We start from the raw sequence: 22,166 nt of genomic DNA on the forward strand, positions 1-22,166 counted from the left end.
ATGTTTTGGCGCTCACACTGGCGCCATGGACAGCGCCACGCAACTGTCGGCCATGTTGAGGGGCTAAAGAGCGACGCCTGCCGTTGCACAGCATATCTCGTATTGCTTCGCGGCAGTACTTAAACCGCCTCTTCCCGTCACTTTACGGGGAGAGGGTGGCGAGCTTGCGAGCCGGGTGAGGGGCAGTTCCACAACAGATGCAACGGTTCGGTCGGTGACCGGTTGATCTAATGCAACAGTCATAGCTCGATTTTTCACCCTCATAGAGGCCCTTTCGGCCGTGGAATTGCCCCTCACCCGGCGCTTCGCGCCGGCCTCTCCCCGTAGAGTGACGGGAAGAGGCGGATTCAAGTGGCGTGGCGCGAAGCGCCGGGCGGGCGTTTACAGAAGGATCAGAATCGCTACCGCTTCAAGGGATAGACCCGAATCGTGATCTGCTCGCGCTCACCTGGAAAGCGTTCGACCAACAGTCGCGCCACCTGGGAATCGTCGTGAAAGACAAAGCCCTTGATCGCGTCGAGCAGCGCCTTGGCCAGGTTGTCGAGGTCCATCCACGGTGGATCACCGATATGTTCCATGCGGATATCGACGGCATAGTCGCCCCACGACGCCCGGCTGCCGCGCCATTCCTTGCGGAAGAACTCATAGACCAGCGGCTTGTAATATTTGGCCTGTGTGGTCAGGCCGTCGATGACGATCTCGATCCCCTCGGCTGTTTCCCGCGCCCTGACCTTGCCCGAAATGATCCAGTCCGTCATGGGATCAGGCGCGCCGGCACGGAGACGTCGCAGACCGAGAAATCCGCCCCGCGGGCTGCCCGCACAGCCTCGACCCGGGCGGCGAACTCAGGCCCTGCCGTGTCCATGACCTCGATGTGCGGCGCCGACGGCACGTCAGCCAGCACCTGGACCTTGACCATCGCATCCGGTTTGGCCGGCGGTTCGCCGACCGCCAGGCTGTGCAGGACGTCGTCGCCGATCAGGACAGCCCCGACCGGGGTATATTCACGGTCGATCGCCGGATAGGCGCCCAGCATGAAGAAGATTTCCGAATTGGCGCTGTCGCGGTCGGCATCGCGCCCCATGCCCATGACACGCGGGCAATAGCTGCCCCAGGCATACAGTGTCCCATCCGGGCGCTTGGGCGTCGCGGTCTCGGCCACCGACACATAGGGCAAGGCGCCGATAAAACCCTGCGACAGACCCATGGGGTGAGCGTAGACGGTATGCGGGATCGTCGCACCGAGGCGGAAGGTGAATTCCGGCTTCAGATTGGGCAGTTCGGTCTTGCCGCCATCAACATTGCCCGGATCGCCCGTCTGGGCGACAAAGCCCTCAATCACCCGGTGGAACAGCATGCCGTCATAGGTGCCGCGCCGCGCCAGCAGCTTGATGCGCTCGACGGCCAGGGGCGCGATTTCGGGATGGAGCTCGACATAGATACGGCCTTTGCCGGTCGTCACGACCAGCACATTTTCCGGATCGGCCGGTTTCCACGGCGTCTCTGCCAGGGCGGACGTCGCGATCAAAAACAGCCCGGCAGCGATCCCGAAATGCCTGATCATGCCCGGTCCACGAACCAGCCGGGCGCTCATGCCCGGTCCACGAAACTGTCGATGACCTTCTTTTCACCGCTGGTTTCGAAATCGACCACCAGCTTGTTGCCCTCGACTTCCATAACCAGGCCATAGCCGAACTTGACATGGAACACGCGTTCGCCGGTCTTCAGGTTCTTGCCCTCGGGTTTGGCGACCGCGACCTGGCGATGCGGCGTCGGCTTGCGCTCCAGCCGCGACATGTCCACCCCGGCCAGGTTGCCGTTGTCGTAGCCCGGCCCTTTTGTCGGCTCGCGCTTGGCGTGGTTGGGCTCATAGCCCGCCCGGTCCCAGCGCGACTGTTGCGACGTCCAGCCGGCATTGCCATAGCCGGTCTGCGACGTCGCCTCGACGTGCTCGATCGGCAATTCGTCGACAAAGCGCGACGGTATCTGGTTGGTCCAGCGGCCATAGACCTGGCGGTTGGCGACGAAGCTGACCTTGGCCTCCTCGCGCGCCCGGGTCAGGCCGACATAGGCCAGCCGCCGCTCCTCTTCCAGAGCACGCAGGCCATTCTCGTCCATCGAGCGCTGCGACGGGAAGATCCCCTCCTCCCAGCCCGGCAGGTAGACGACGGGGAATTCCAGGCCCTTGGCGGCATGCAGGGTCATCAGCCGCACCGAGTTGGAGCCGTTGTCGCGTTCCAGATCCATGACCAGGGCTACGTGCTGCAGGAAGGCTTCGAGATCATCGAAGGCAGCCATCGAGTCGCCCAGTTCCTTCAGGTTATCGAGCCGCGTCTGGCCCGACGTCTTGTCGGCGCGCTGCATGTCGTAATAGCCGCTGTCGGTCAGGACCGTATCGAGCAGCAGTTCGGCCTTGCTTTCCTTGGCCAGGGCCGCCCAGCGGTCATAGTCACGCAGGAAGGCGATGAGCGGGGTTTTCGTCCGGCCGGGCAGTTCGTCGCTGTCGACCAGGTCGCGTACAGCCGTCATGACGCTCTGGCCGCTCAGCCGCGCCTGTTGCAGCAGCTTTTGTACCGAGGCGTCGCCGATACCGCGCTTGGGTACATTGATGATGCGTTCAAACGCCAGGTCGTCGTCCTGCGACTGGATCAGGCGCAGATAGGCGATGGCGTCGCGGATTTCGGCGCGTTCGAAGAAGCGCGGGCCGCCGACCACCACATAGGGGATCTGCAGCATGACGAAGCGTTCTTCGAAAGCGCGCATCTGGAACGAGGCGCGGACCAGAATGGCCATGTCCGACCAGTTGCGGCCGCCCTTCTTCAGGCGCTCCATGTCCTCGGCAATGAACTGGGCCTCGGCCGCGCCGTCCCAGATGCCCTGGACCTGGACCTTGTCGCCGCCGATCTGGTCGGTGAACAGGGTCTTACCCAGGCGCGCCGAATTGGCCGAGATCAGCCCGGACGCCGCGCCGAGAATATGCTTAGTCGAGCGGTAGTTGCGCTCCAGACGGATGACCTTGGCGCCGGGATAGTCTCGCTCGAACTTGAGGATATTGTCGACCTCGGCGCCGCGCCAGCCATAGATCGACTGGTCGTCGTCACCGACACAGCACAGGTTGCGGCTGGCATTGGTCAGCAGGCGCAGCCACAGATATTGCGCCACATTGGTATCCTGATATTCGTCGACCAGGATATATTTGAACTTGGCGTGATAGCGTTCAAGGATATCCGGATTGTCGACCAATATCGTCAGATTGTGCAGCAGCAGGTCGCCGAAATCGCAGGCATTCAGGATGCGCAGGCGATCCTGGTACATCTGGTACAGCTTCTGGCCGCGGTTGCCGGCGAATTCGGTGCCATCGCCGCGCACCTTGTCCGGCGACAAGCCCTTGTTCTTCCACTGGTCGAGATGCCAGGCAAAGGATTTGGGCGTCCAGCGCTTCTGGTCGATCCCTTCTGCCTCGAATATGGCCTTGATCAGCCGGACCTGGTCGTCGTCGTCCAGGATGGTAAAGCTCGATTTCAGCCCGACGAGATCGGCATGGCGGCGCAGGATCTGGGCGGCGATCGAGTGAAACGTGCCCAGGTTCTGCAGGCCTTCAGCCGCCGGCCCGACCAGTTTCTGCGTCCGTTCACGCATTTCGCGCGCCGCCTTGTTGGTAAAGGTGACGCAGAGAATCTCCCACGGCCGGGCCAGGCCCGATTGCAGGATATGGGCGATCCGTGTGGTCAGGACGCGGGTCTTGCCGGTACCCGCGCCGGCGAGGACCAGGACGGCCCCTTCGACCGTGCGCACGGCGGCCTCCTGCTCGGCATTCAGCCCGGCAAAAAACGAGGGAGACGCCGAGGTCTTGCCCGAGGCGATGTCGCTGATCTTGAGAGTCGCAGATTCCATCGGAACAATTTAGCAACTCCGGCCGGCAAGTCCAACCCCGATTCTGTGATATTATCTACAGGCAGCCGGCTTCGAGGATGCGACCCCAGGCAGACACAAGCCTGTCACTGGCATCAAATTCGACAAAGACCTGATAGATTATGTTGCAGGGCAGGCCGCGATAATCGAGCGTCCAGATATCGGCGCGTGCCACCAGAGGCTTTTGATCATCGCTCAGACGCCATCGATCAGAACCGCCTCTGCCGTAGCCCGCCTTCAGCAAGGCCGCTTCGGCCTCCGCACGCGACTGTCCGATGGCCAGCGGCACGGGTGTGAGATTGTTGAGCTGATTCCATTGCCTGTGGCCGGCAACGGCGACGCTGATGTGATCACGCGGCACGGGATGTGCCGCAGCGTAGCTGGCAAAGGCCGCAGTTTGGCAACCGCCGAGCCCAAGCGCGGCGAAACCCAGAACAGCGATCGCGACAAAACGCATGGCCCCTCTCGAAACGTTCCGGCAAGGTTGACCGCGCTATATGGCGAAAATGGGGACGAATGCCGAAGCGACCGCAATCACAGCAACGCTACCCGACGATGACGCATCAGCGTCCTCATCGGGCATGTTACAAACGGACACTGTGAGTTGTAGTTCCGCGCGCCTCAGGCCTTCTTGCGTTTGGCGCCTGCCCCTTTGCCCTGGACAAAAGCCAGGGCGGACAGACGGCAAAACGAAGCCAGAAGACTTTCTCCGCGCTTGGAATCAAGCTCCGCAATCAAGGCGGCGAGACTGATTCGGCGTTCCTTGGATATGATCTCCAGGACCGCCCAGAATTCAGGCTCCAGGGCTACCGACGTGGCGTGGCCCGCCAGGTTAACCGATCTTTTCTTTAGGCCAGGCATTTATTTTCCTCCGGATCGAATCTGACCCGATTTGCAGTGTGCGTGGGATTAGGCTGTCTCTTATACGCAACTGAAACCCGTGTATTCATCAAAACCTCTGGTATTATTTAACCTCATGCCCTCGATGAAAGTTAATCTGTGGTGCTTTATTGTTTCGCGTCAACTGTTTTTATTGTTTTTCCGGAGATTCCAGCCTGTGCTGTTCAAGAAGCATCTCCGCCTTTTCACGTTGCCGTTCCTGCAGCTTGCGCGTTTTAGTTGAAACGCCAAAGCGAACGCGATTCTCCTCGGCCTGGGTCTTTTGGCTTTGTTTTAGCTTGATTTTTCGCACCTTGTTGAGATTTATAATGTCTGTCAATTGACCACCTCTCCTGTCCCGAAGTCGAAAATTCCAGCTTTGCCGTTACACTCTGATGGCCGAAAGTCTGTCACCAAGCCCTTGCGCGATAACCAGAAAATCGGTTGCAAAGGCAAGTAGATAACAGCGGTTCTCTTACCCTATCACTGTGATCACATGGACAGCCACAAGCAAAAATACCCGTGTTCGCTGTCTGCCGAAGTTACAGGCAAGTATATACCCTATTCGCACGGGCGTCCACAAGGCCTCTCGCCCATCACGCTAATGGGAATTGGCACAGGCGGCGGATTCGCAAATAAATGAAAATTAAGGTGAAGCACAAGCAGCAGGCCCTATAATAGCGGTCCTGTTTAATTTTCGCGGCAGTATCATGACCTTTCTTCTCAATATTCTCTGGCTGATTTTCGGCGGCTTCATCTCCGGTTGCCTGTGGCTGTTCGGCGGCGCCGTCCTGGCCTGCACCATCGTCGGCCTGCCGTGGGCCTTTGCCGCCTGGCGCATTGCCGGCTTCGTTTTCTGGCCCTTCGGCAAGGAAATTGTCGACCGCGTCGACTATAATGGCGAACACGACCTGGGCACAGGTTGCCTGGGACTTTTCCTGAACATCATCTGGTTCGTCTGCGCCGGCTGGTATATCGCCCTCAGCCACCTGCTGGCCGCGGTCGCCGAAGCTGTCACCATCATCGGCATTCCCTTTGCTTTCAAGGATCTGCAACTGGCCCAACTGGCTTTCGCGCCCGTTGGCAAGATGGTCATCGACAAGCCTTAGCTGAAGGTTTGGGACGCAAGAGCAACAGCCAAGCTTACAATTGCTTCATGAACCCCTTTTAATTTGATTTCACAGGCCTTGGCGTCCATTTTACGAGCCTGACTATCGGAGATGTACATGCGTAACCCTGTTCACCTGTTGCCGGCTACCCTGATGGCCATGGCCAGCGTCATAGCCATCACAGCCGCCACGACCGCTTCGGCGCAGATGCGCCTGTTGTCGGACGGGCCACAGATCGAATTGCGTGACATGGCCGCCCGCGTGGTGGTGACTCCGGAAGACCGCAGCGATGTCGACATCCGCGTCCGCTACGGCAGCGCCAAGGTGCCGACCCTGATGGTCTCGCATCGCGGCAATGTCACTATCTTGAACGGCCACCTGTCGGCGCCGGCGCATCCCAGCCTCGGCAATTTCGCCCTGCACATCAATTTCGACAGCGTCACCGCCGGCGACGGTACGGTCTATATTTCCGGCATCGGCAAGGTCGATGTCGACGAGTTGCCGCTTGTCTTCGTGCGCGTACCGAACAATGCCGTCGTCAAGGACAGCGGCTATACGCTGGGCCATGTCAATCCGTCGAAGAGCCTCGACATCATCATGAACGGCGGCGGTGAATGGACCGTCGATCCTGTAGCCGGCCCCCTCAACATCATCAACAGCGGCTCCGGCACCATCCATGTCATCTCGGCCGCGGACGGCATTATCGACAGCATGGGCGCCGGCGATATCGACATCGAAACCATGCGCAACCTGAAACTGTCGATGACGGGCTCGGGCAATTTCAGCGTCACACGCGCCCAGGATATCGACCTGCAGAACCAGGGCGCCGGCGACGTTGAACTGCGCAATGTCCGCGCCGTCACGGCCAAGCTTAACGGTTCGGGTGACCTGATGCTGGGCAATGTGGCCAGTGGCCTGACCCTGATCAATAATGGCTCGTCCGATGTTTCAGCCGACCGCATCGTGGGCGCGGTGTCGCTCAACCTGGCGGGTTCGGGCGATGTCGCCATCAGCGGCGGCCAGATTCCGGGCTTTATGCTGAAGGGATCGGGTTCGGGCGATGTCGATTTCGGCGGTATTGCCGGCACGGTGAACATCGACAGCAATGGCTCGGGCGATATCAGCATCATGAAGGCCACGGGCGCCGTCATCACCAAGGTGAACGGCTCGGGCGAGATGCATATCGGGCATTAAAGGATTAGTTAATCCACAGATTACACCGATTACACAGATTTTTAAGAATGTGATCTGCTTTCTTGGCGCGTAGCGCCTTAATACTTATCTGTGTAATCGGTGTAATCTGTGGATAGACCAGCTATCCCGTGCGGTGCACGACTGCCTCATGAGCAAGCGCCCGTCGCAAACGCCGTCGGATTACGGTTTACAAGTCCTTAATGCCGGGTGTAAATTCCCCTCGGATCGTTGCACGGGGCTGCGGCGGCAAGGGGGCTTACATGGATAAGGTCGTTCAGGTTCTACACGCCGTCATGCAAAGTGGCAGCACCATCTGGATGGCGCTCGGCGCACTCGCGGTGCCGGTGCTTGTGCTGCTCGGCGTCTTCATCATCAGCGGTTTCAAGATCAATCAGGAATGGGAACGCGGCGTCGTCTATTTCCTCGGCCGCTATGCCTCGACACGTGGCCCCGGCCTGTACTGGATCATCCCCTTCGTCGAATACGTCAAGCGTGTCGATGTCCGCATCCTGACCGTCAAGCTCGATACGCAGGAGACGCTCAGCCGCGACGGCGTGGCCGTCCGCGTCAACGCCGTGGTGTGGTATAAGGTCATCGACCCCGGCAAGGCGCTCAACGCCGTCAGCGACCCCTATATGGCGGTTCTGCAGGCCTCTGAGACGGCCCTGCGCGACACCATCGGCCAACACGGCCTAGACGAGCTTCTGAAACACCGCGACCTGGTCAATGCCAAGCTGATGGACCTGCTGGAACGTTCGGCAGCCAAATGGGGCGTCCATATCGATGCCGTCGAAATGCGCGACCTCGACATCCCCGAACAGATGCAGCGTGCCCTCGCCCGCGAAGCCGAAGCCACCCGCGAGGCCAAGGCGCGCCTGATCAAGGCCCAGGGCGAAGCCGCGGCGTCTGAGACCCTGGTTGCTGCCGCGCGCATCATGCAGCAGGTTCCGGCCGCCCTCGAACTGCGCCGCCTGCAAACCCTCAGCGAAATCGGCGCCGAGCATAACTCGACCATCGTCCTGGCCCTGCCGATGGAAATGACGGCCGCCGCCGCCGGTATGGTCGACATGTTCAAGAGCATCGAACACAAGTCCTGAGCTACTGGCCAGAGCCTCCAACACTTCATTGACGCCAAAAAACCGCTCCCCGGAGCGGTTTTTTCATGACCCGAGCCGTCCTGCGACAAGCTGTCACCGTCATTTCTTCCGAAATACAGGGGCTATTTTCGCAAAATATCCGAAATGTGCACAGTTCCCGCCCAGATTTAGCTGCAGCGCACAAAATACCATCAACCTTACTATTTTGTAATAATAAGCAATTGAATATATTGAATTATTAAATCGAATTCATGACGTCTTCTTAATTTGAAACCCGCACGCGGAGAGCGCATATGAGGGTCATCGAAGCAAGATTAAGGAGATTTACACCATGTCTACCCCGGTTCTTACCGTTTCCGCCCTCGCCGCCCTGACCCTGTTTATGGTCGTTTCGCTGGTCACCGCCAACGGCACCTCGAACACGCTTCAGCACGCCGTCGCAGCCGTCGAAGCCTCTCAGGCCCACGGCTAATTCCCCCTCATCCATACCCATAGGAGACCCATCATGACCCTCACCCTTCCCACCGTCTCGGCTCTGGCCGCCTTCACCCTGTTCATGGTCACGGCCCTGCTCACCGTCGGCCACTAGAACCAACCCAGTTACGCGTAAAATAGGGCGCGCGGAGCTTCGGCTCCCGCGCCTATTTCTTTGCCGTCAGCTAAAGCGGTCTTTCTGCCGCAGAACGCCTGAAAACGTCAGAATAGCCAAAGACACGACCAGCCAACCAAGCATGGCATAAGCGGCGTGAAAGAAACGCCAGAAACTCGTCACGTCAGCTTCCGAGACAAGAAATACCAAGCTTTGTGACGGCAGATTTATCTTGCCCCCTGTCAGGGCAGTAACCGAGGCAGCGGACTTGAGAGGTATTGCTAAGTTCAGCGTCATGTCACCCGGCGACCGTCGTACTTCGCATTTCTCTTCAATATGAAGATCAATCAGTGGCACCATGAGATCGAGCGCGTAGTAGGCCGCATCGATATCGCTACATGGCAGGTGATCAGGCTCGACTGACTGTTCATCGACTGAATTAGAAAACACGACATGACCACGATCTGCGAAGGCCGCGACGGGCTGCGGATCATAGGAAAGCAAACCAGCCTTCTCCGCAAAAAAGAACGAGCCCCAACCGGTCAGGAAATAGATCACCAGAACGGTTGCCGCGCGTTGCGACGAATACCCAAAGCCAAAAAGGAGTCCAAACAGTCCCAACGGTAGACCGCGAATCCCGCCGCGATGGCGCGCCTCGATCCATTGTTTGGCGCGCAAAATCTGGCGTGCTTCGCTATCAAGGCCCTGATCGGCAAGAACACGACTCAATTGAACAAAGGTTTGAGGCGTATAGAAGCCCTGCTTGACATGCAAAGGTGGCGAACCCCAAACCCAGTGCCAAAGCCCTGAAAAAATGCCGTTGCGATATTTATGGCCTTCGCCCTGGCGGCTCAGCCATTTAAGCCGCTGAACATCTGTCTTTTTCGGCTGGCGTTGAGGGCCCGGTCTCTCCAGGCGTTCGTAGACAAAACCGTCCAGATAAATGTGGCCCTCGGCCGCGCATTGGCCAAGATCATCGAAGGTCCGGGCATGTGCACGTTTCAGATCGAGATGGGCTCGTACGCCGCCAACATGGAGCGTACGAGCGATACGCGCATCTTTTAATGTGATCCAATCATTTTCAGTGACCGCATCACTAAAATCACAATCTCCCCCTACCTTGAGACCGGTAGCATCGACTCCTGCGGCAAACATAGCCGCGTGCGCACTCATGTCGGCTCCAACAATCACACCTTGCAAAATGGTTTTGCCGGTCGTCCGAAAACCGTCACGAAAATGCAAACGACCATCGATGACAGCGCCGTGCATATCCAGCGCCTGGCATTCAAGCCGATCAGGCGCAATAACGGCCCCATCGAATACGGCCGCGCCCAGGTGTGATCGCGAGAGGCTAATTTCACCACGAGATTCAAACGGCTTTCCCTCGTAGGCACGCATTGTGATGGCGCCTTTGACGACGCTGTCGCGCGCCAAAACCGCCCAGTAATTACCGGCACGAGGAACGATCAGGCTGCTGCGCAAGGTTACGTGGCCCTCAACGCGTGCCAAAGAGAGGTTGACGGTTCCGATACAATCAAGATCTCTTAGATAGATTGAGCCGTTGACGGTCGCATTTCGAAGGTCGATAGCGAACTGCGGCCTTTCAAACTCGTCCAGCTTGTCAGTTTCTCTCAAGACCGCCCTGCGAAACTGAATATCGCCATCAACATGGACGCTGTGCATGCTGATAAAACAAGAACCGCTGCCTGACAGGGGGCGGATATCATTGGCGATGAGTTCGCCCTCAATCACGGCACGAACAGCACGCAGCTCGGTAATGGCGGCGCGTTCCAGCGACAGCTTGCCCAGTTGGGCATAAGACAGATCGATACCCTCTGCGATTTCGCATTCGTCGAGAACAAGACCTGGCATGACGGTACCGCCAGCGCCCCGACCGTTGTTAAGATTAAGTGGTCCGACGATCGTGGCGTTGGTAATCCGTACACCGCATGGGGTCGGGACAGGCTCTTCGTCGGGAGACGGTGGCAGGCCCATCATCAATCTGCGAATGAGACCCGCGCTAATGTTGACGCGGACGGGAAATTCCGCCCATCGCCCTTCTCGCGTCGCCTCAACAACGTAACGTTCAGCATCCGTATATAACAAAATCGTCAGCCCCACAGCCTATGGGGGTAAATTAACGCATATTAACCATTTGGCAAGCCGTCAGTTTTCGAAGGCAGCGAGTCAAACTGCCATAGCAGACCGCCCGGCAAATCCACCGCAACATAGTCGACCTGAATCACGCGGCGGCGGCCGGCGATAAGCGAACGGTTCGACCGGTGCAGGATGAGGGTTGAACAGGCCCATATGTCGCCGGTCAGGGCCAGACATTCGCGTTGCGGCAAGGCCCTGGCGACCGAGGCTGCCTGAGCCGCCGGGATCAGCCCCAGAGCATGCGAGCCCAGGGCCACCTGCAGGGGCGCATTGTCGGTCCCGCAATCGTCAAGATGCAGCCGCAGCGTGACCATGCCCGCCAGAAGCTCGATCGGCGGTTCGACATGAGGGATCCCGTCCTTGGTCGCCCATGGACCGAAGCCTGTGACCTCGATCCTTTCCCGCACGGCGATCGTGCGATCCTGATGCCAGGGCAAGGCCCAGTTGGTTTCGGGTGTTTTGTCAAACCCCACGATCCGCACCGGCTTGGCGTCATCGCCGATAAGGCCGACAGCGATCCGCCAAACACTACTGTCGGCGCCGAAATCCTCGAACCACGCTGCATCGACTAGCCGCACGCCGGGACGATCAGCAAGTACCTCGTCCAGACGCTTCCGCAAGCGCGCCACGCCCTTCGCATCGAGGACTGCGGGATAGTGCGCCACACCATCCAGGCGAAAATCAATCATTGTTTTCATCCAACAGGATGTCCAGCATGGCCTTGCGGTTGTTGAGAAACTGGCGCGTCACTTGAACGTGTTCAGTGTCTTCGTAGGCCACCTTGTCGAGGCCAAATTTCGACACCTGCCAGATGTCGGCATCGGGATAGCCCAGGATGATCGGCGAATGGGTGGCGATGATGAACTGCGAATCGTTCTGAATCAGTTCGTGCATCCGGCCCAGAAAGGCCATCTGGCGTGTCGGAGACAAGGCGGCCTCAGGCTCATCGAAGATGTAGAGTCCCTGGCCACCAAAGCGATTGTCGAACAGAGCGAAAAAGCTTTCGCCATGCGATTGTTCATGCAGGTCAAGACCACCGTAAAACGGCGTCGCACCGATGTCGCTAATATAACTGGCCGCATTGAAAAAGCTCTCGGCGCGGAAAAAGAAACCGTCGCGTGCCTTGCGCGGACTTCGCACCGCGCGGACGAACCTGTGTAAAGGCGAATGGGATTCGCGCGTCGCAAAGCGAAAGTTCTTGGTGCCGCCCTCGGCATTGAAGCGCCAGGCAACCGCAAGTGCTTCGATCAGGGTCGACTTGCCCGATCCGTTCTCACCCACAAGAAACGTGACCTTGGGATGGAATTCCAGGCGGTCGAGTGCGCGCACCACCGGCAGATTAAAGGGGTAGATGTCGACATCCCACTCCGGATCGTCGTTACGGAAGACGGCTTCGAGCCAGTAGTGCCGGGCATCGACCGCACGCATATATTCCCCGTTTCAAAAAGAGTTGGCCCACAGATTAGCACAGATTTTCACAGATTATTTTTTGAGGCGCTTCGCGCAATTCACTTCGTTGGATTTACGTTAGAACATAACGATAAAGCTTTGAAAAATCTGTGTTAATCTGTGAAAATCTGTGGGAAAAACCCTTTTCTTATCCTGGCTTGACCATGTTCTCCGGACGAACATACTGATCGAACTCTTCGTTGGTCAGGTAGCCGCCACCGACGGCCTCTTCCCGAAGGGTCGTGCCGTTCTTGTGCGCCGTCTTGGCGATCTTGGCGCAGATATCGTAGCCCAGACGGCCGTTCAACGCCGTCACCAGCATCAGAGAGTTTTCCAATCCACGCTTGATATTGTCCAGGCGCGGTTCGATCCCAACGACACAGTTGTCCGCGAACGACACCGCCGCATCGGCCAGCAGGCGTACGCTCTGCAGGAAATTATAGGCCATGACGGGGTTGAACACGTTCAGCTCAAAATGGCCCTGAGACCCGGCAAAGGTGATGGCCGCCTGATTGCCGAAAATCTGCACGCAGACCTGAGTCATGGCTTCGCACTGGGTCGGGTTGACCTTGCCCGGCATGATCGACGAGCCCGGCTCGTTTTCCGGAAGGGCCAGTTCACCCAGGCCAGAACGCGGACCGGAACCCAGGAAGCGGATATCGTTGGCGATCTTGAACAGCGACGCCGCCACCGTATTGATCGCGCCGTGGCTGAACACCATGGCATCGTGGGCCGCCAGGGCCTCGAACTTGTTCGGCGCGGTGACGAACCCGATGCCGGTAATGGCGGCGATCTTCTCGGCCACGCCCTCGGCAAAGCCGATCGGCGCGTTGAGGCCGGTGCCGACCGCCGTACCGCCCTGGGCCAGTTGCATCAGCTTGGGCAGGGTCTGCTGGATGCGCTCAATGCCATTCGTCAACTGTTGCGTATAGCCGCCGAACTCCTGGCCCAGCGTCAAAGGCGTGGCGTCCTGGGTATGGGTACGGCCGATCTTGATGATGTCCTTCCACGCTTCCGACTTGTCGTTCAGTGCATTGCGCAGGACCTGCAGAGCCGGCAACAGGCGATGGACGATCTCCTCGGCGCAGGCGACGTGCATGGCCGTCGGATAGGTGTCGTTCGACGATTGCGACATGTTGACGTGGTCATTGGGGTGGACGGGCTTCTTGCTGCCCATCTCGCCACCCATGATCTCGATAGCGCGGTTGGAAATAACCTCATTGGCATTCATGTTCGACTGGGTGCCGGAACCGGTCTGCCACACGACCAGCGGGAAGTGGTCGTCAAGCTTGCCTTCGATGACCTCATTGGCCGCCTGGATGATGGCGGCGCCGATCTTGGCGTCCAGCTTGCCCAGAGCCATATTGGTCTCGGCGGCAGCGCGCTTGACGATCCCTAAGGCGCGCACGATCGGCAGGGGCTGCTTTTCCCAGCCGATCTTGAAATTACCGAGGCTGCGCTGCGCCTGGGCGCCCCAGTAGCGCGAGGCATCGACCTCGATCGGGCCAAAGGTGTCGGTTTCGGTACGGTGGGTCATCTTGCGTGGCTCCGAAGAGGCGTTAGGTCCTTGGGGAGGCGGTGGCGGGGGAGGCGGTAGAGGGGGGGGCGGGCCTTCCATGGGTACGGCCGTGTCGGGGAAAACCGCCGCGGGACGGCGTTTCTTCTTATCTCCGGACAGCCAGCCGAACAGGCCCATGACCCACGCTCCATTACTTATGCGGTTGCGGCATTCGATAGGTCGCACGGCCTTAAAGCGCAATGAATTTGTGCTGAAAAGCCATGTTTTTGCGTTATATGTAGGTATCACGACACGCTTGGCGGGGCACCATGATCGAACATCGACTGATACTCTGGCCCATGGCGGCGATGGCCGCCCTCACCTTCATGATCCTGTCCCTGGTGCCGATGTTTCGCGTCGGCGACGCCATGGCCGGAAGGGTCAGGCCCAACGATTTCAAATACGGCGAAAGCGAAAGGGTACCGGAAAGCACCAAGCTGTATAACCGCGCCTATATGAATCTTCTGGAACTGCCGGTGCTGTTCTATGTCGTGTGCGGCATCATCTACATGACCGACCATCTGACCCAGGTTCAGCTATACCTGGCCTGGGCGTTTGTCGCTTTTCGCGCCCTGCACAGCCTGGTTCACCTGACTGGCAATATCGTCCTGCTGCGCCTGGCCATGTTCTCGGCGGCGGCCTTCAGCCTGATGGTGTTGTGGATCCTGACCTTCTGGCACGTGGCCATGCCTTAGGAGGCATTGGCCGTTGTGGGCGGCATTGGCGGCAGCTTAATATTTTGAAATTACAGCAATTTTCACCGCGGAAAGCGCGGAAAAGTCGGAAAGACGCAGAAAAAAAGAGGCGCACAAGCTTTCGCCCGAAGGGCATTACCTCTGCGTAGGCTCGAACGCATGTGAATGGAAGGCGCTTCGCGCGGTAGAAAACGACATCCGAGATTTCTGCGTCTTTCCGACTTTTCCGCGCTTTCCGCGGTGAAAATTACTGTAAAATCAGTAATTTCATAACAGGAGTGGCCAAACACGGAGGAGCGCAACCAGGCGGCTTTATTCCGCACCCTCCGCGATAAAGCCACCCGTCTGGCGCGCCCATAGCCGTGCATACAACCCGCCGGCCGCGACCAACTCGGCATGGGTCCCAATCTCTGTGATGCGCCCCTTGTCCATGACGACCAGCCGGTCCATGCGCGCGATGGTCGACAGGCGGTGGGCGATGGCGATCACCGTCTTGCCGGCCATCAAATCGATCAAGCTCTCCTGGATCGCCGCTTCGACCTCGGAATCGAGCGCCGAGGTCGCCTCATCCAGCACCAGGATCGGCGCATTCTTGAGCAGGACGCGCGCAATGGCGATCCGCTGGCGCTGGCCGCCCGACAGCTTGACGCCGCGTTCGCCCACCTGGGCGTCATAGCCCGTCCGCCCCTTGCCGTCGTTCAGGTCGGGGATAAAACCCGCCGCATGGGCGCGTTCGGCGGCGCGGGAGATCTCAGCGTCGTCGGCGCCCGGCGAACCATAAGCTATGTTTTCGCGGATCGAGCGATGCAGCAGGGACGTATCCTGGGTCACCATGCCGATATGGCTGCGCAGCGATTCCTGCGTCACCCGGGCAATGTCCTGGCCGTCGATCAGGATACGGCCGCCGCTCAGGTCGTAAAGCCGCAGAAACAGATTGACCACGGTCGACTTGCCGGCGCCTGAAGGCCCGACTAGGCCGATCTTTTCGCCGGGCGCGATGGTCAGGTCGAAGCCGTCGACTGCCGGCGTGACGCCGCCATAACCGAAGGCAATATGCTCAAAGCGGACTTCGCCATGCGGAACGGTCAGGGGCACGGCCGCCGCCTCATCGACCACGGTATGCGGCTTCGAAATCGTGTCCATGCCGTTCTGCACCGAGCCGATGTTTTCGAACAGGCTGGTCACCTGGAACATGACCCAGCCCGACATGTTGAGAATACGCTGGGTCAGGGCGCCGACCAGGGCGATGGCGCCGACCGAGATGGCGCCGCGGCTCCATAGCCACACGGCCAGTACTCCGGTCACCACCAGCAGGGCGGAGTTGAGCAGGCTGGCCGAGGCCTCGAGACCGGTGATCAGGCGTTGCTGCACGCGCCACTTGCTGCCATTGAAATCGATGGCCTGGCGTACCTGATCGTCTTCGCGCTGCGTGTTAGCGAACAGCTTCACGGTCATGATGTTGGTGTAGCTGTCAACGATCCGCCCCACCAGGGTCGAGCGCGCTTCTGAGCCCTCGTCGGCCGATTTCGACAGGCGCGGCACGAACCACAGGCAGACCAGGAAATAGGCGACGCTCCACACCAGAAGCGGCACGACCAGGCGGAAATCGGCCTGGACGAACAGCCACAGCGCACTGGTAAAATAGATGACGACGTACAGCAGCGTATCGCACAGCGTGACCAGGGTGTTGCGCAGCGCAGAGGCCGTATCGACCACCTTCGATGCTACGCGGCCGGCATAGTCATTGGTGAAAAAGCTGAGCGACTGGCGCACGACATGGCGATGGGTCTGCCAGCGAATCAGGTTCGGAAAATTCGACGTGATGGCCTGACGCAACAACAGCGAATGGATAAAGCCGATCAAAGGCCAGGCGATGCCCAGTACGACGATCATGGTGATGAACTGACGACCATAGCGCGCCCACAGTTGCGCCGGTTGCGTCCGTGTCAGGATATCAACAATGTCCGACAGGAAGCGAAACACCGCCACTTCGGTAATAGTGTACAGGAAGCCCGCCACCAGCACGCCGGCAAAGACCGGCCACACCTGCCGCAGAAACAACCAGAAGAAGGCGGATATCCGCGTCGGCGGCGTGCCTTCGTCATAGGCGCGAAACGGATCGACCAGCCGTTCGAAGCGGTCGTACAGCGCGTTCAACATGGTCGTCTCCGAAAACGGAAAACGGCGGGTTCCTGAAAACCCGCCGTCCCTGCAATGTCATAAACTGCGTCAGGAGGGGTGCTTATTTGGCCCCGAACAGACGCGCCCAGAAACCCGGCTTCTTCTTGGTGGCATTCGCCGCCTTGCCCGTGACTTCGTGCGCCTTATCGGCCACGTCGCTCATCAGGTTGTCGGCCTTCTTCGCCATGTCATCAACCACCGGCTTGGCGGCGGCGACAGCATCGTCAAACTTGTCCTTGGCAACGTCGATCGCGGCCTCGGCCTTCTTGGTCATATCATTGACCACCGGCTTGGCGGCAGCGACAGCGTCGTCAAACTTGTCCTTGGCAACGTCGATCGCGGCTTCGGCCTTCTTGGTCATGTCGTTGACCACCGGCTTGGCAGCCGCGATGGCGTCGTCGATCTTGTCCTTGGCGCCTTCCAGCACGTCCTCGACCTTGATGGCCGGCTTCTTCGGCGCCGCCGGCTTGCGCACGGCCTTGGGGGCGGGCTCCAATACGGCGGCCTTTACGTCATTGACCAGCGGCTTGAGAGCCGCGGCAGCCTTCTTCGGCGCAGCAGCAACCTTCTTGGCGGCAGCCTTGGCCGGAGCGGCGGTCTTTTCAACCGCGGCCTTGGCAGCGCTGGCCTTGCGGGCAATCGTCTTCTTGACGCCGGCATCCGCCGGAATTTCTGTGTCGCCGGAATTCTTTTTTGTGGTAGCTCTCGCCATCTCTCGTCCTTATGTGCCAAACCGTCCGAATCTCGCACGTTCTCTTGGAAACTAACCGAGATCGTCCGTTGAATCAAATCTTACCGCAGGGCAACATGACCTATAATCCTCAACAAATCATAGCCAGGGGGCCGCGCAAGGTCGCAGAATCGGCAGCCGAAGCCCTAGATGCGGACCTGGATCTCGAAGGCATGACCTATTCCATTCTGGAGGAGGACGAGGACCGTGACCTGTGGCGGATCGACGCCTTTCCGACCACTGAAGAAGAAGATCAGCGTATTCAAGAGGTTCTGTCCGATCATGGAGGATTGGTCGTCACCGCGGAAGCCCTGGCCGATGCCGACTGGCTGGCCATGGCCCTGTCCGGCCTGCCACCTGTGCGCGCCGGACGCTTCTTCGTTTACGGCATTCACGACCTGGGCCGCACGCCGGTCAATGCCGTGAATTTGAGAATCGAAGCCGGCGCTGCCTTCGGTACCGGCCACCACGGCACCACAGTCGGGTGCCTGATCGCCTATAATGACCTGTTGAAGAAATCCGCCTTCAAGCGCGTGCTCGATGTCGGCGCCGGCACGGGCGTTCTTGCGATCGCCGCATCGAAAACCGGCACACCCGTCGCCGTCGGCACAGATATTGATCCGATCAGTGTGCGCATCTCGAACGAAAACGCCACGCTGAACCAGTCCAGGGCGCGTTTCGTCTATGCCAACGGGTTGAACCACCGCCTCGTCCGCCAGGACGCGCCCTACGATCTTGTCTTCGCCAATATCCTGGCGCGCCCCCTGGTCGGGCTGTCCATGTCGATCCGCGGCGCCTTGAAGCGTAAAGGTCTGGTCATCCTGTCGGGCCTGCTGCGGACCCAGGAACGCTTCGTCAAGGCAGCCTATCTCAGCCATGGCTTCAAGGTCGTGCGCCGCATCCATCGCGACGCATGGTGCACCCTGGTCATGCAACGTCAATAGAGGAATCTGCGACACAGCTTTAACTTTTCCGGCGAGGCCTCTTGCATTTGTACGACATTCCAGCTTGATTAAGTAAATCAAAAACGAATAATCCGGCTGCCGAATAATTCGGGCGCAACGGCCGGACCGTACAGGGAGTCCTCATGCCCATTTTTTCGCTTATCGCCGCAGCCTGCCTGATGCTGTCGCCCCTCGCGGCGACCGCCCAGACGCCCCCAGCCCCCATGGTCATCTATGACGACACTCTCATGCCGGGCTGGGACAACTGGAGCTGGGCCAAGACGACGCTGTCTGTCGATATCAAGTCCGACATCAAACCGATCGCCGTCGAAGGAGATGCCTGGACCGCCCTGGCCTTCCACCACGAAGCCTTCTCGACCAAGGGCTATACCAAACTGACCTTCTTTGTGAACGGCGGTCCGACCGGCGGCCAGCCCATCGCGGTGCGCGCCCTGAGCGGCGGCAAGGCCCTGCCGTCGACCTACCTCATCCATCTCCAGGCCAATACGTGGAACGCCGTCGAGGTGCCTTTGAGCGACATCAGCGCCGCCGACACGACCATCGACGGCATCTGGCTCCAGGCCATGACCGACAAGCCCTACGGCACCTACTACGTCACGGTTCTGCAGTTCGAATAGGGCACAAAGGCGGTCACGCAGAATTGGCAAACTATCCGTTGAAACCATTTCGGCCCGGCCTATATTGACCGCCTCTGCATCCCGAGGCCCAAGTCATGACCGCCGATACCGCGTCTTTCCAGCATTTCGATGTCACCACCCATCCGTCACAGGGTATCAGCAACGTCGCAGCCCTGCGCGCCGAAATGAAAAAGCTGGGTCTTGACGGTTTCATCGTGCCGCATGAGGACGAGCACCAGAACGAATACCTGCCCGACGCCAATGAGCGTCTGGCCTGGATATCGGGCTTCACCGGGTCAGCCGGCGCCGCCATCGTCTTCCTTGACAGGGCCATCCTCTATGCCGACGGTCGCTACACCCTGCAGTCGCGCGAACAGACCGACCGTTCGGTGTTCGAGGTCAAGGACTTCCACGGATCTTCCTTGGCCGACGATATTGCTGCCTGCCCACGCGGTTCGGTGATCGGCTATGACGCCCGCCTGATCAGCCCCGACAGCCTGGCGCGCCTTGCCACGGCGGCGGCCGGTTCAGGCGTCACACTGAAATCCCTTTCGCCCAACCCGTTGGACGTCGCCTGGGGCGCCGCCCGCCCGGCGCAGCCCCAGGCCATGATCGTCCCGCAGCCGCTCGACTATGCCGGCGTCGCCTCGGCCGACAAACGCGGCCAGATCGCCCGCAACCTGCGCGCCAACCGCCTGGCGGCCGCCCTCATCACCGCGCCCTCGTCGCTGGCCTGGCTGTTCAATATCCGCGGCGGCGACGTCATCCGCTCGCCCCTGCCGCTGGGCCAGGCTGTGCTGAAGGACGACGGCTCGGCCGAGCTGTTTATCGACCCTGCCAAGGTCAGCGACGGCCTGCTGGAATGGCTGGGCAATGAGGTCAGCGTCCGGACGCCCGACGAGATCACGGCCAGCCTGGCGACCTTAAGCGGCGGATCGGTGATCATCGACGCCGCCCTGTCCTCGGCCTATTGGCTGGAAGCCCTGAAAGCGGTCGGCGCCAAGCCCTTCCTGGCTGACGACCCTTGCCTGCTGCCACGCGCCTGCAAGAATCGGACGGAGATCGCCGGCACCACGGCCGCCCATATCCGCGACGGCGCGGTATTGACCGAGTTCCTGCACTGGGTCGCCACGGAAGCGCAAGAGACCCTGCCGACCGAGATCGAGGTGGCGCAGAAACTCGAAGCCATGCGCATCGCGGCCGGCGGCTTAAAGGATCTGAGTTTCGATACCATTTCCGGATTCGGCCCGCACGGCGCCCTGCCCCACTACAAGGTCAATACGGCCAGCGACCTGCGCATCGCCAGGGGCAATCTGTTACTCGTCGATTCCGGCGGTCAATATGCCGACGGTACGACCGATGTCACGCGCACCATGGCCATCGGCGAGCCGACCGCTGAACACAGGCGTATGTTTACCCTGGTGCTGAAAGGACATATCGCACTGGCGACCGCCAGGTTCCCGGCCGGCACCACCGGCACTCATCTCGACATCCTGGCGCGGCAATATCTGTGGGCCGAAGGCTTCGACTACGACCACGGCACCGGCCACGGCGTCGGCGTCTATCTCGGCGTCCATGAAGGTCCGCAGCGCATCTCAAAGGCGCTGAACCGCTATGCGTTGCAGACAGGTATGATCGTGTCGAATGAGCCCGGCTTTTACAAGGAAAACGACTTCGGCATCCGTATCGAGAACCTGCAATATGTCATCGAAGCCATCATCCCCGACGGCGGCGAGCGCGCCATGCACGGCTTCCAGAACCTGACCTGGGCGCCGATCGATCGCAAACTGATCGAGGTCGCTTTGCTCACCCCGGCCGAGCGCGCCTATATGGACGGCTATCATGCGGAGGTGGTTCGCTTGGTGGGACCATTGGTGAAGCCCGAAGTCCGCGCCTGGCTGGATGAAGTCTGCGCGCCATTATGACCGAAGTTTAAGTACCCGCACTCCACTGCATTCGCTATGGGTCTTCCTATCCGGGAGAAATATCCATGAAAACCATAAGCTTGGCGCTCGCCGCTTTTTTGGCCGCCGGCACGGCCCACGCTCAGGTAGCGATCGCGCCTGCCACGCTCTATGTCGAGGCAACCGAAAGCGGCGACAGCGCAAATTTTGACATTCTGGTCACTAATCCGCAGCCCTATCCGCAGACCGTTACTCAGGTCGAGGTTTTCTACAAGGACGCTGCCGGCAAGACCCTGTGGGACCGGCGTATCGACGGCAACGGTGTGGCGCCCGCTATCCAGACCGTTCCGGACCGCGACCTGGCGCCAGGTGCGTCGAAGATGGTGTTCAACCCCTTCCCGATCCAGCCGCCGGGCATGCACGCGGTCGCCGTGACGGTAAAGGTAACACTCGAATCCGACGACCACGACGCGCAGGTGTTCGAAGCCTCTGCTCCGCTCGCACCTGCGCCGGGCCTGGCGCTGAAACTGCCGCTGGCCGGCAAGGTCTGGGTATGGGACGGCCACGACCTATTGTCGCATCATCGCCGCTGGGACTACACCCACCCGGCCATCGCCGGCTTCGGCTTCCATCATAATGCCATGCGTTATTCCTACGACCTGGTCCTGGTCGACGACCAGGGCCGGATGGCCGTTGGCGACGACACTAAAAACGAAAATTTCGTCGCCTGGGGCGCGCCCATACGCGTGCCGGCCGATGGAGTCGTTGTCGAAGTTCAGAACAGCGTTCCCGACAACCGTCAGTTCGACCCGTCCGTATTGGCGAGCAATATCAACCTGGTCTTCGGCAATTATGTCGTCATCAAGCACAAGGAAGGCCTGTATAGCGTATTGGGCCACGTCAAGCAGGGCAGTGTTACCGTGAAGGCCGGCGACAGGGTGACGCGCGGCCAGGTTGTCGCAGCCGTCGGCGCCTCGGGCAGCGCCATGTTCCCGCATCTCCATTACCAACTTCAGGACGGCCCGACCGTCGACAGCGAAGGCGTACCCAGTCGGTTCAGCGACATTTCGAAAACTTCGGGCTGGATCGACAGCGGCGACATGGTCACAGCGCCTTAACAGCGCAACGAA

21 protein-coding genes are annotated in these 22,166 nt (G+C 59.8%); 9 read left to right on the forward strand and 12 right to left on the reverse strand.

Going from position 1 to position 22,166, the window contains the following annotated elements; genetic code table 11:
- Nucleotides 1–401: 401 nt before the first annotated feature.
- From AC1DXO_RS08560 to AC1DXO_RS08585, 6 genes are all read right to left on the reverse strand, one after another.
- Nucleotides 402–758 carry a RusA family crossover junction endodeoxyribonuclease gene (locus AC1DXO_RS08560; protein ID WP_476977704.1) on the reverse strand — a complete coding sequence of 119 codons (357 nt, stop codon included), beginning with the start codon at nucleotides 756–758 and terminating at the stop codon, nucleotides 402–404.
- The gene (locus tag AC1DXO_RS08565; protein ID WP_476977705.1) at nucleotides 755–1,594 is read right to left on the reverse strand and encodes a peptidylprolyl isomerase; all 840 of its coding nucleotides are present in this window, start codon (nucleotides 1,592–1,594) and stop codon (nucleotides 755–757) included. The genes AC1DXO_RS08560 and AC1DXO_RS08565 overlap by 4 nt, the downstream gene beginning before the upstream one ends.
- Nucleotides 1,591–3,894, reverse strand: a complete 2,304-nt coding sequence (locus AC1DXO_RS08570) for an ATP-dependent helicase (protein ID WP_476977706.1) — start codon at nucleotides 3,892–3,894, stop codon at nucleotides 1,591–1,593. The genes AC1DXO_RS08565 and AC1DXO_RS08570 overlap by 4 nt, the downstream gene beginning before the upstream one ends.
- A gap of 55 nt (nucleotides 3,895–3,949) precedes the next feature.
- Nucleotides 3,950–4,369, reverse strand: a complete 420-nt coding sequence (locus AC1DXO_RS08575; protein WP_476977707.1) for a hypothetical protein — start codon at nucleotides 4,367–4,369, stop codon at nucleotides 3,950–3,952.
- Nucleotides 4,370–4,533: 164 nt separating this feature from the next.
- Nucleotides 4,534–4,773 carry a ribbon-helix-helix domain-containing protein gene (locus AC1DXO_RS08580; RefSeq protein WP_476977708.1) on the reverse strand — a complete coding sequence of 80 codons (240 nt, stop codon included), beginning with the start codon at nucleotides 4,771–4,773 and terminating at the stop codon, nucleotides 4,534–4,536.
- A 169-nt stretch (nucleotides 4,774–4,942) separates the two neighbouring features.
- A complete protein-coding gene (locus AC1DXO_RS08585) occupies nucleotides 4,943–5,131 on the reverse strand; it encodes a DUF4169 family protein (RefSeq protein WP_476977709.1) in 189 nt (62 codons plus the stop codon).
- Nucleotides 5,132–5,501: 370 nt separating this feature from the next.
- On the opposite strand from AC1DXO_RS08585, the gene AC1DXO_RS08590 reads away from it, so the two are divergent.
- From AC1DXO_RS08590 to AC1DXO_RS08605, 4 genes are all read left to right on the forward strand, one after another.
- A complete protein-coding gene (locus tag AC1DXO_RS08590) occupies nucleotides 5,502–5,900 on the forward strand; it encodes a YccF domain-containing protein (protein WP_476977710.1) in 399 nt (132 codons plus the stop codon).
- Between the two features lie 117 nt (nucleotides 5,901–6,017).
- Complete coding sequence (locus tag AC1DXO_RS08595; RefSeq protein ID WP_476977711.1) at nucleotides 6,018–7,094, forward strand: GIN domain-containing protein; 1,077 nt, start codon at nucleotides 6,018–6,020, stop codon at nucleotides 7,092–7,094.
- Between the two features lie 260 nt (nucleotides 7,095–7,354).
- Nucleotides 7,355–8,191 carry a slipin family protein gene (locus AC1DXO_RS08600; RefSeq protein ID WP_476977712.1) on the forward strand — a complete coding sequence of 279 codons (837 nt, stop codon included), beginning with the start codon at nucleotides 7,355–7,357 and terminating at the stop codon, nucleotides 8,189–8,191.
- A 331-nt stretch (nucleotides 8,192–8,522) separates the two neighbouring features.
- Entirely contained in the window at nucleotides 8,523–8,663 is a 141-nt protein-coding gene (locus AC1DXO_RS08605) for a hypothetical protein (protein ID WP_476977713.1), read from the forward strand.
- A 183-nt stretch (nucleotides 8,664–8,846) separates the two neighbouring features.
- Here AC1DXO_RS08605 and AC1DXO_RS08610 read toward each other — a convergent pair whose 3' ends face one another.
- The 4 genes from AC1DXO_RS08610 to fumC all read right to left on the reverse strand — a co-directional run bounded on the left by AC1DXO_RS08610 (nucleotide 8,847) and on the right by fumC (nucleotide 13,923).
- Nucleotides 8,847–10,652 carry a hypothetical protein gene (locus tag AC1DXO_RS08610; protein WP_476977714.1) on the reverse strand — a complete coding sequence of 602 codons (1,806 nt, stop codon included), beginning with the start codon at nucleotides 10,650–10,652 and terminating at the stop codon, nucleotides 8,847–8,849.
- 275 nt (nucleotides 10,653–10,927) lie between these two features.
- Nucleotides 10,928–11,626, reverse strand: a complete 699-nt coding sequence (locus AC1DXO_RS08615; RefSeq protein ID WP_476977715.1) for a phytanoyl-CoA dioxygenase family protein — start codon at nucleotides 11,624–11,626, stop codon at nucleotides 10,928–10,930.
- A complete protein-coding gene (locus AC1DXO_RS08620) occupies nucleotides 11,619–12,365 on the reverse strand; it encodes an AAA family ATPase (RefSeq protein ID WP_476977716.1) in 747 nt (248 codons plus the stop codon). The genes AC1DXO_RS08615 and AC1DXO_RS08620 overlap by 8 nt, the downstream gene beginning before the upstream one ends.
- 169 nt (nucleotides 12,366–12,534) lie before the next feature.
- A complete protein-coding gene (fumC, locus tag AC1DXO_RS08625) occupies nucleotides 12,535–13,923 on the reverse strand; it encodes a class II fumarate hydratase (protein WP_476977717.1) in 1,389 nt (462 codons plus the stop codon).
- A gap of 290 nt (nucleotides 13,924–14,213) precedes the next feature.
- Here fumC and AC1DXO_RS08630 point away from each other — a divergent pair, with 290 nt between their 5' ends.
- Nucleotides 14,214–14,639, forward strand: coding sequence for an MAPEG family protein (locus tag AC1DXO_RS08630; protein ID WP_476977718.1), 426 nt, complete (start codon nucleotides 14,214–14,216; stop codon nucleotides 14,637–14,639).
- A 312-nt stretch (nucleotides 14,640–14,951) separates the two neighbouring features.
- Here the strand turns inward: AC1DXO_RS08630 and AC1DXO_RS08635 are convergent, their stop codons facing one another.
- Together AC1DXO_RS08635 and AC1DXO_RS08640 are read right to left on the reverse strand one after the other, a co-directional pair.
- Nucleotides 14,952–16,799: an ABC transporter ATP-binding protein gene (locus AC1DXO_RS08635; protein WP_476977719.1), complete on the reverse strand. Its 1,848-nt coding sequence runs from the start codon at nucleotides 16,797–16,799 to the stop codon at nucleotides 14,952–14,954.
- 82 nt (nucleotides 16,800–16,881) lie between these two features.
- The gene (locus AC1DXO_RS08640; RefSeq protein ID WP_476977720.1) at nucleotides 16,882–17,532 is read right to left on the reverse strand and encodes a hypothetical protein; all 651 of its coding nucleotides are present in this window, start codon (nucleotides 17,530–17,532) and stop codon (nucleotides 16,882–16,884) included.
- A 95-nt stretch (nucleotides 17,533–17,627) separates the two neighbouring features.
- Between AC1DXO_RS08640 and AC1DXO_RS08645 the strand changes: the two genes are divergently transcribed.
- From AC1DXO_RS08645 to AC1DXO_RS08660, 4 genes are all read left to right on the forward strand, one after another.
- Nucleotides 17,628–18,494 (forward strand): 50S ribosomal protein L11 methyltransferase, encoded by an 867-nt coding sequence (locus AC1DXO_RS08645; RefSeq protein WP_476977721.1) that lies wholly within the window; start codon nucleotides 17,628–17,630, stop codon nucleotides 18,492–18,494.
- Between the two features lie 143 nt (nucleotides 18,495–18,637).
- Nucleotides 18,638–19,132, forward strand: a complete 495-nt coding sequence (locus tag AC1DXO_RS08650) for a hypothetical protein (RefSeq protein WP_476977722.1) — start codon at nucleotides 18,638–18,640, stop codon at nucleotides 19,130–19,132.
- A gap of 95 nt (nucleotides 19,133–19,227) precedes the next feature.
- Nucleotides 19,228–21,057 carry an aminopeptidase P family protein gene (locus AC1DXO_RS08655; RefSeq protein ID WP_476977723.1) on the forward strand — a complete coding sequence of 610 codons (1,830 nt, stop codon included), beginning with the start codon at nucleotides 19,228–19,230 and terminating at the stop codon, nucleotides 21,055–21,057.
- Nucleotides 21,058–21,122: 65 nt separating this feature from the next.
- On the forward strand, nucleotides 21,123–22,154 hold the full coding sequence (locus tag AC1DXO_RS08660; RefSeq protein ID WP_476977724.1) for a M23 family metallopeptidase: 1,032 nt from the start codon (nucleotides 21,123–21,125) through the stop codon (nucleotides 22,152–22,154).
- Nucleotides 22,155–22,166: the final 12 nt, after the last annotated feature.

Source organism: Asticcacaulis sp. P2_C5, from assembly GCF_056404555.1.

Bases quoted from the DNA above. Each gene is read 5' to 3' on its own strand.
- AC1DXO_RS08560 (WP_476977704.1), bottom strand. From the start codon at position 758: ATGACGGACTGGATCATTTCGGGCAAGGTCAGGGCGCGGGAAACAGCC.
- AC1DXO_RS08565 (WP_476977705.1), bottom strand. From the start codon at position 1,594: ATGAGCGCCCGGCTGGTTCGTGGACCGGGCATGATCAGGCATTTCGGG.
- AC1DXO_RS08570 (WP_476977706.1), bottom strand. From the start codon at position 3,894: ATGGAATCTGCGACTCTCAAGATCAGCGACATCGCCTCGGGCAAGACC.
- AC1DXO_RS08575 (WP_476977707.1), bottom strand. From the start codon at position 4,369: ATGCGTTTTGTCGCGATCGCTGTTCTGGGTTTCGCCGCGCTTGGGCTC.
- AC1DXO_RS08580 (WP_476977708.1), bottom strand. From the start codon at position 4,773: ATGCCTGGCCTAAAGAAAAGATCGGTTAACCTGGCGGGCCACGCCACG.
- AC1DXO_RS08590 (WP_476977710.1), top strand. From the start codon at position 5,502: ATGACCTTTCTTCTCAATATTCTCTGGCTGATTTTCGGCGGCTTCATC.
- AC1DXO_RS08595 (WP_476977711.1), top strand. From the start codon at position 6,018: ATGCGTAACCCTGTTCACCTGTTGCCGGCTACCCTGATGGCCATGGCC.
- AC1DXO_RS08600 (WP_476977712.1), top strand. From the start codon at position 7,355: ATGGATAAGGTCGTTCAGGTTCTACACGCCGTCATGCAAAGTGGCAGC.
- AC1DXO_RS08605 (WP_476977713.1), top strand. From the start codon at position 8,523: ATGTCTACCCCGGTTCTTACCGTTTCCGCCCTCGCCGCCCTGACCCTG.
- AC1DXO_RS08610 (WP_476977714.1), bottom strand. From the start codon at position 10,652: ATGCCAGGTCTTGTTCTCGACGAATGCGAAATCGCAGAGGGTATCGAT.
- AC1DXO_RS08615 (WP_476977715.1), bottom strand. From the start codon at position 11,626: ATGATTGATTTTCGCCTGGATGGTGTGGCGCACTATCCCGCAGTCCTC.
- AC1DXO_RS08620 (WP_476977716.1), bottom strand. From the start codon at position 12,365: ATGCGTGCGGTCGATGCCCGGCACTACTGGCTCGAAGCCGTCTTCCGT.
- fumC (WP_476977717.1), bottom strand. From the start codon at position 13,923: ATGACCCACCGTACCGAAACCGACACCTTTGGCCCGATCGAGGTCGAT.
- AC1DXO_RS08630 (WP_476977718.1), top strand. From the start codon at position 14,214: ATGATCGAACATCGACTGATACTCTGGCCCATGGCGGCGATGGCCGCC.
- AC1DXO_RS08635 (WP_476977719.1), bottom strand. From the start codon at position 16,799: ATGTTGAACGCGCTGTACGACCGCTTCGAACGGCTGGTCGATCCGTTT.
- AC1DXO_RS08640 (WP_476977720.1), bottom strand. From the start codon at position 17,532: ATGGCGAGAGCTACCACAAAAAAGAATTCCGGCGACACAGAAATTCCG.
- AC1DXO_RS08645 (WP_476977721.1), top strand. From the start codon at position 17,628: ATGACCTATAATCCTCAACAAATCATAGCCAGGGGGCCGCGCAAGGTC.
- AC1DXO_RS08650 (WP_476977722.1), top strand. From the start codon at position 18,638: ATGCCCATTTTTTCGCTTATCGCCGCAGCCTGCCTGATGCTGTCGCCC.
- AC1DXO_RS08655 (WP_476977723.1), top strand. From the start codon at position 19,228: ATGACCGCCGATACCGCGTCTTTCCAGCATTTCGATGTCACCACCCAT.
- AC1DXO_RS08660 (WP_476977724.1), top strand. From the start codon at position 21,123: ATGAAAACCATAAGCTTGGCGCTCGCCGCTTTTTTGGCCGCCGGCACG.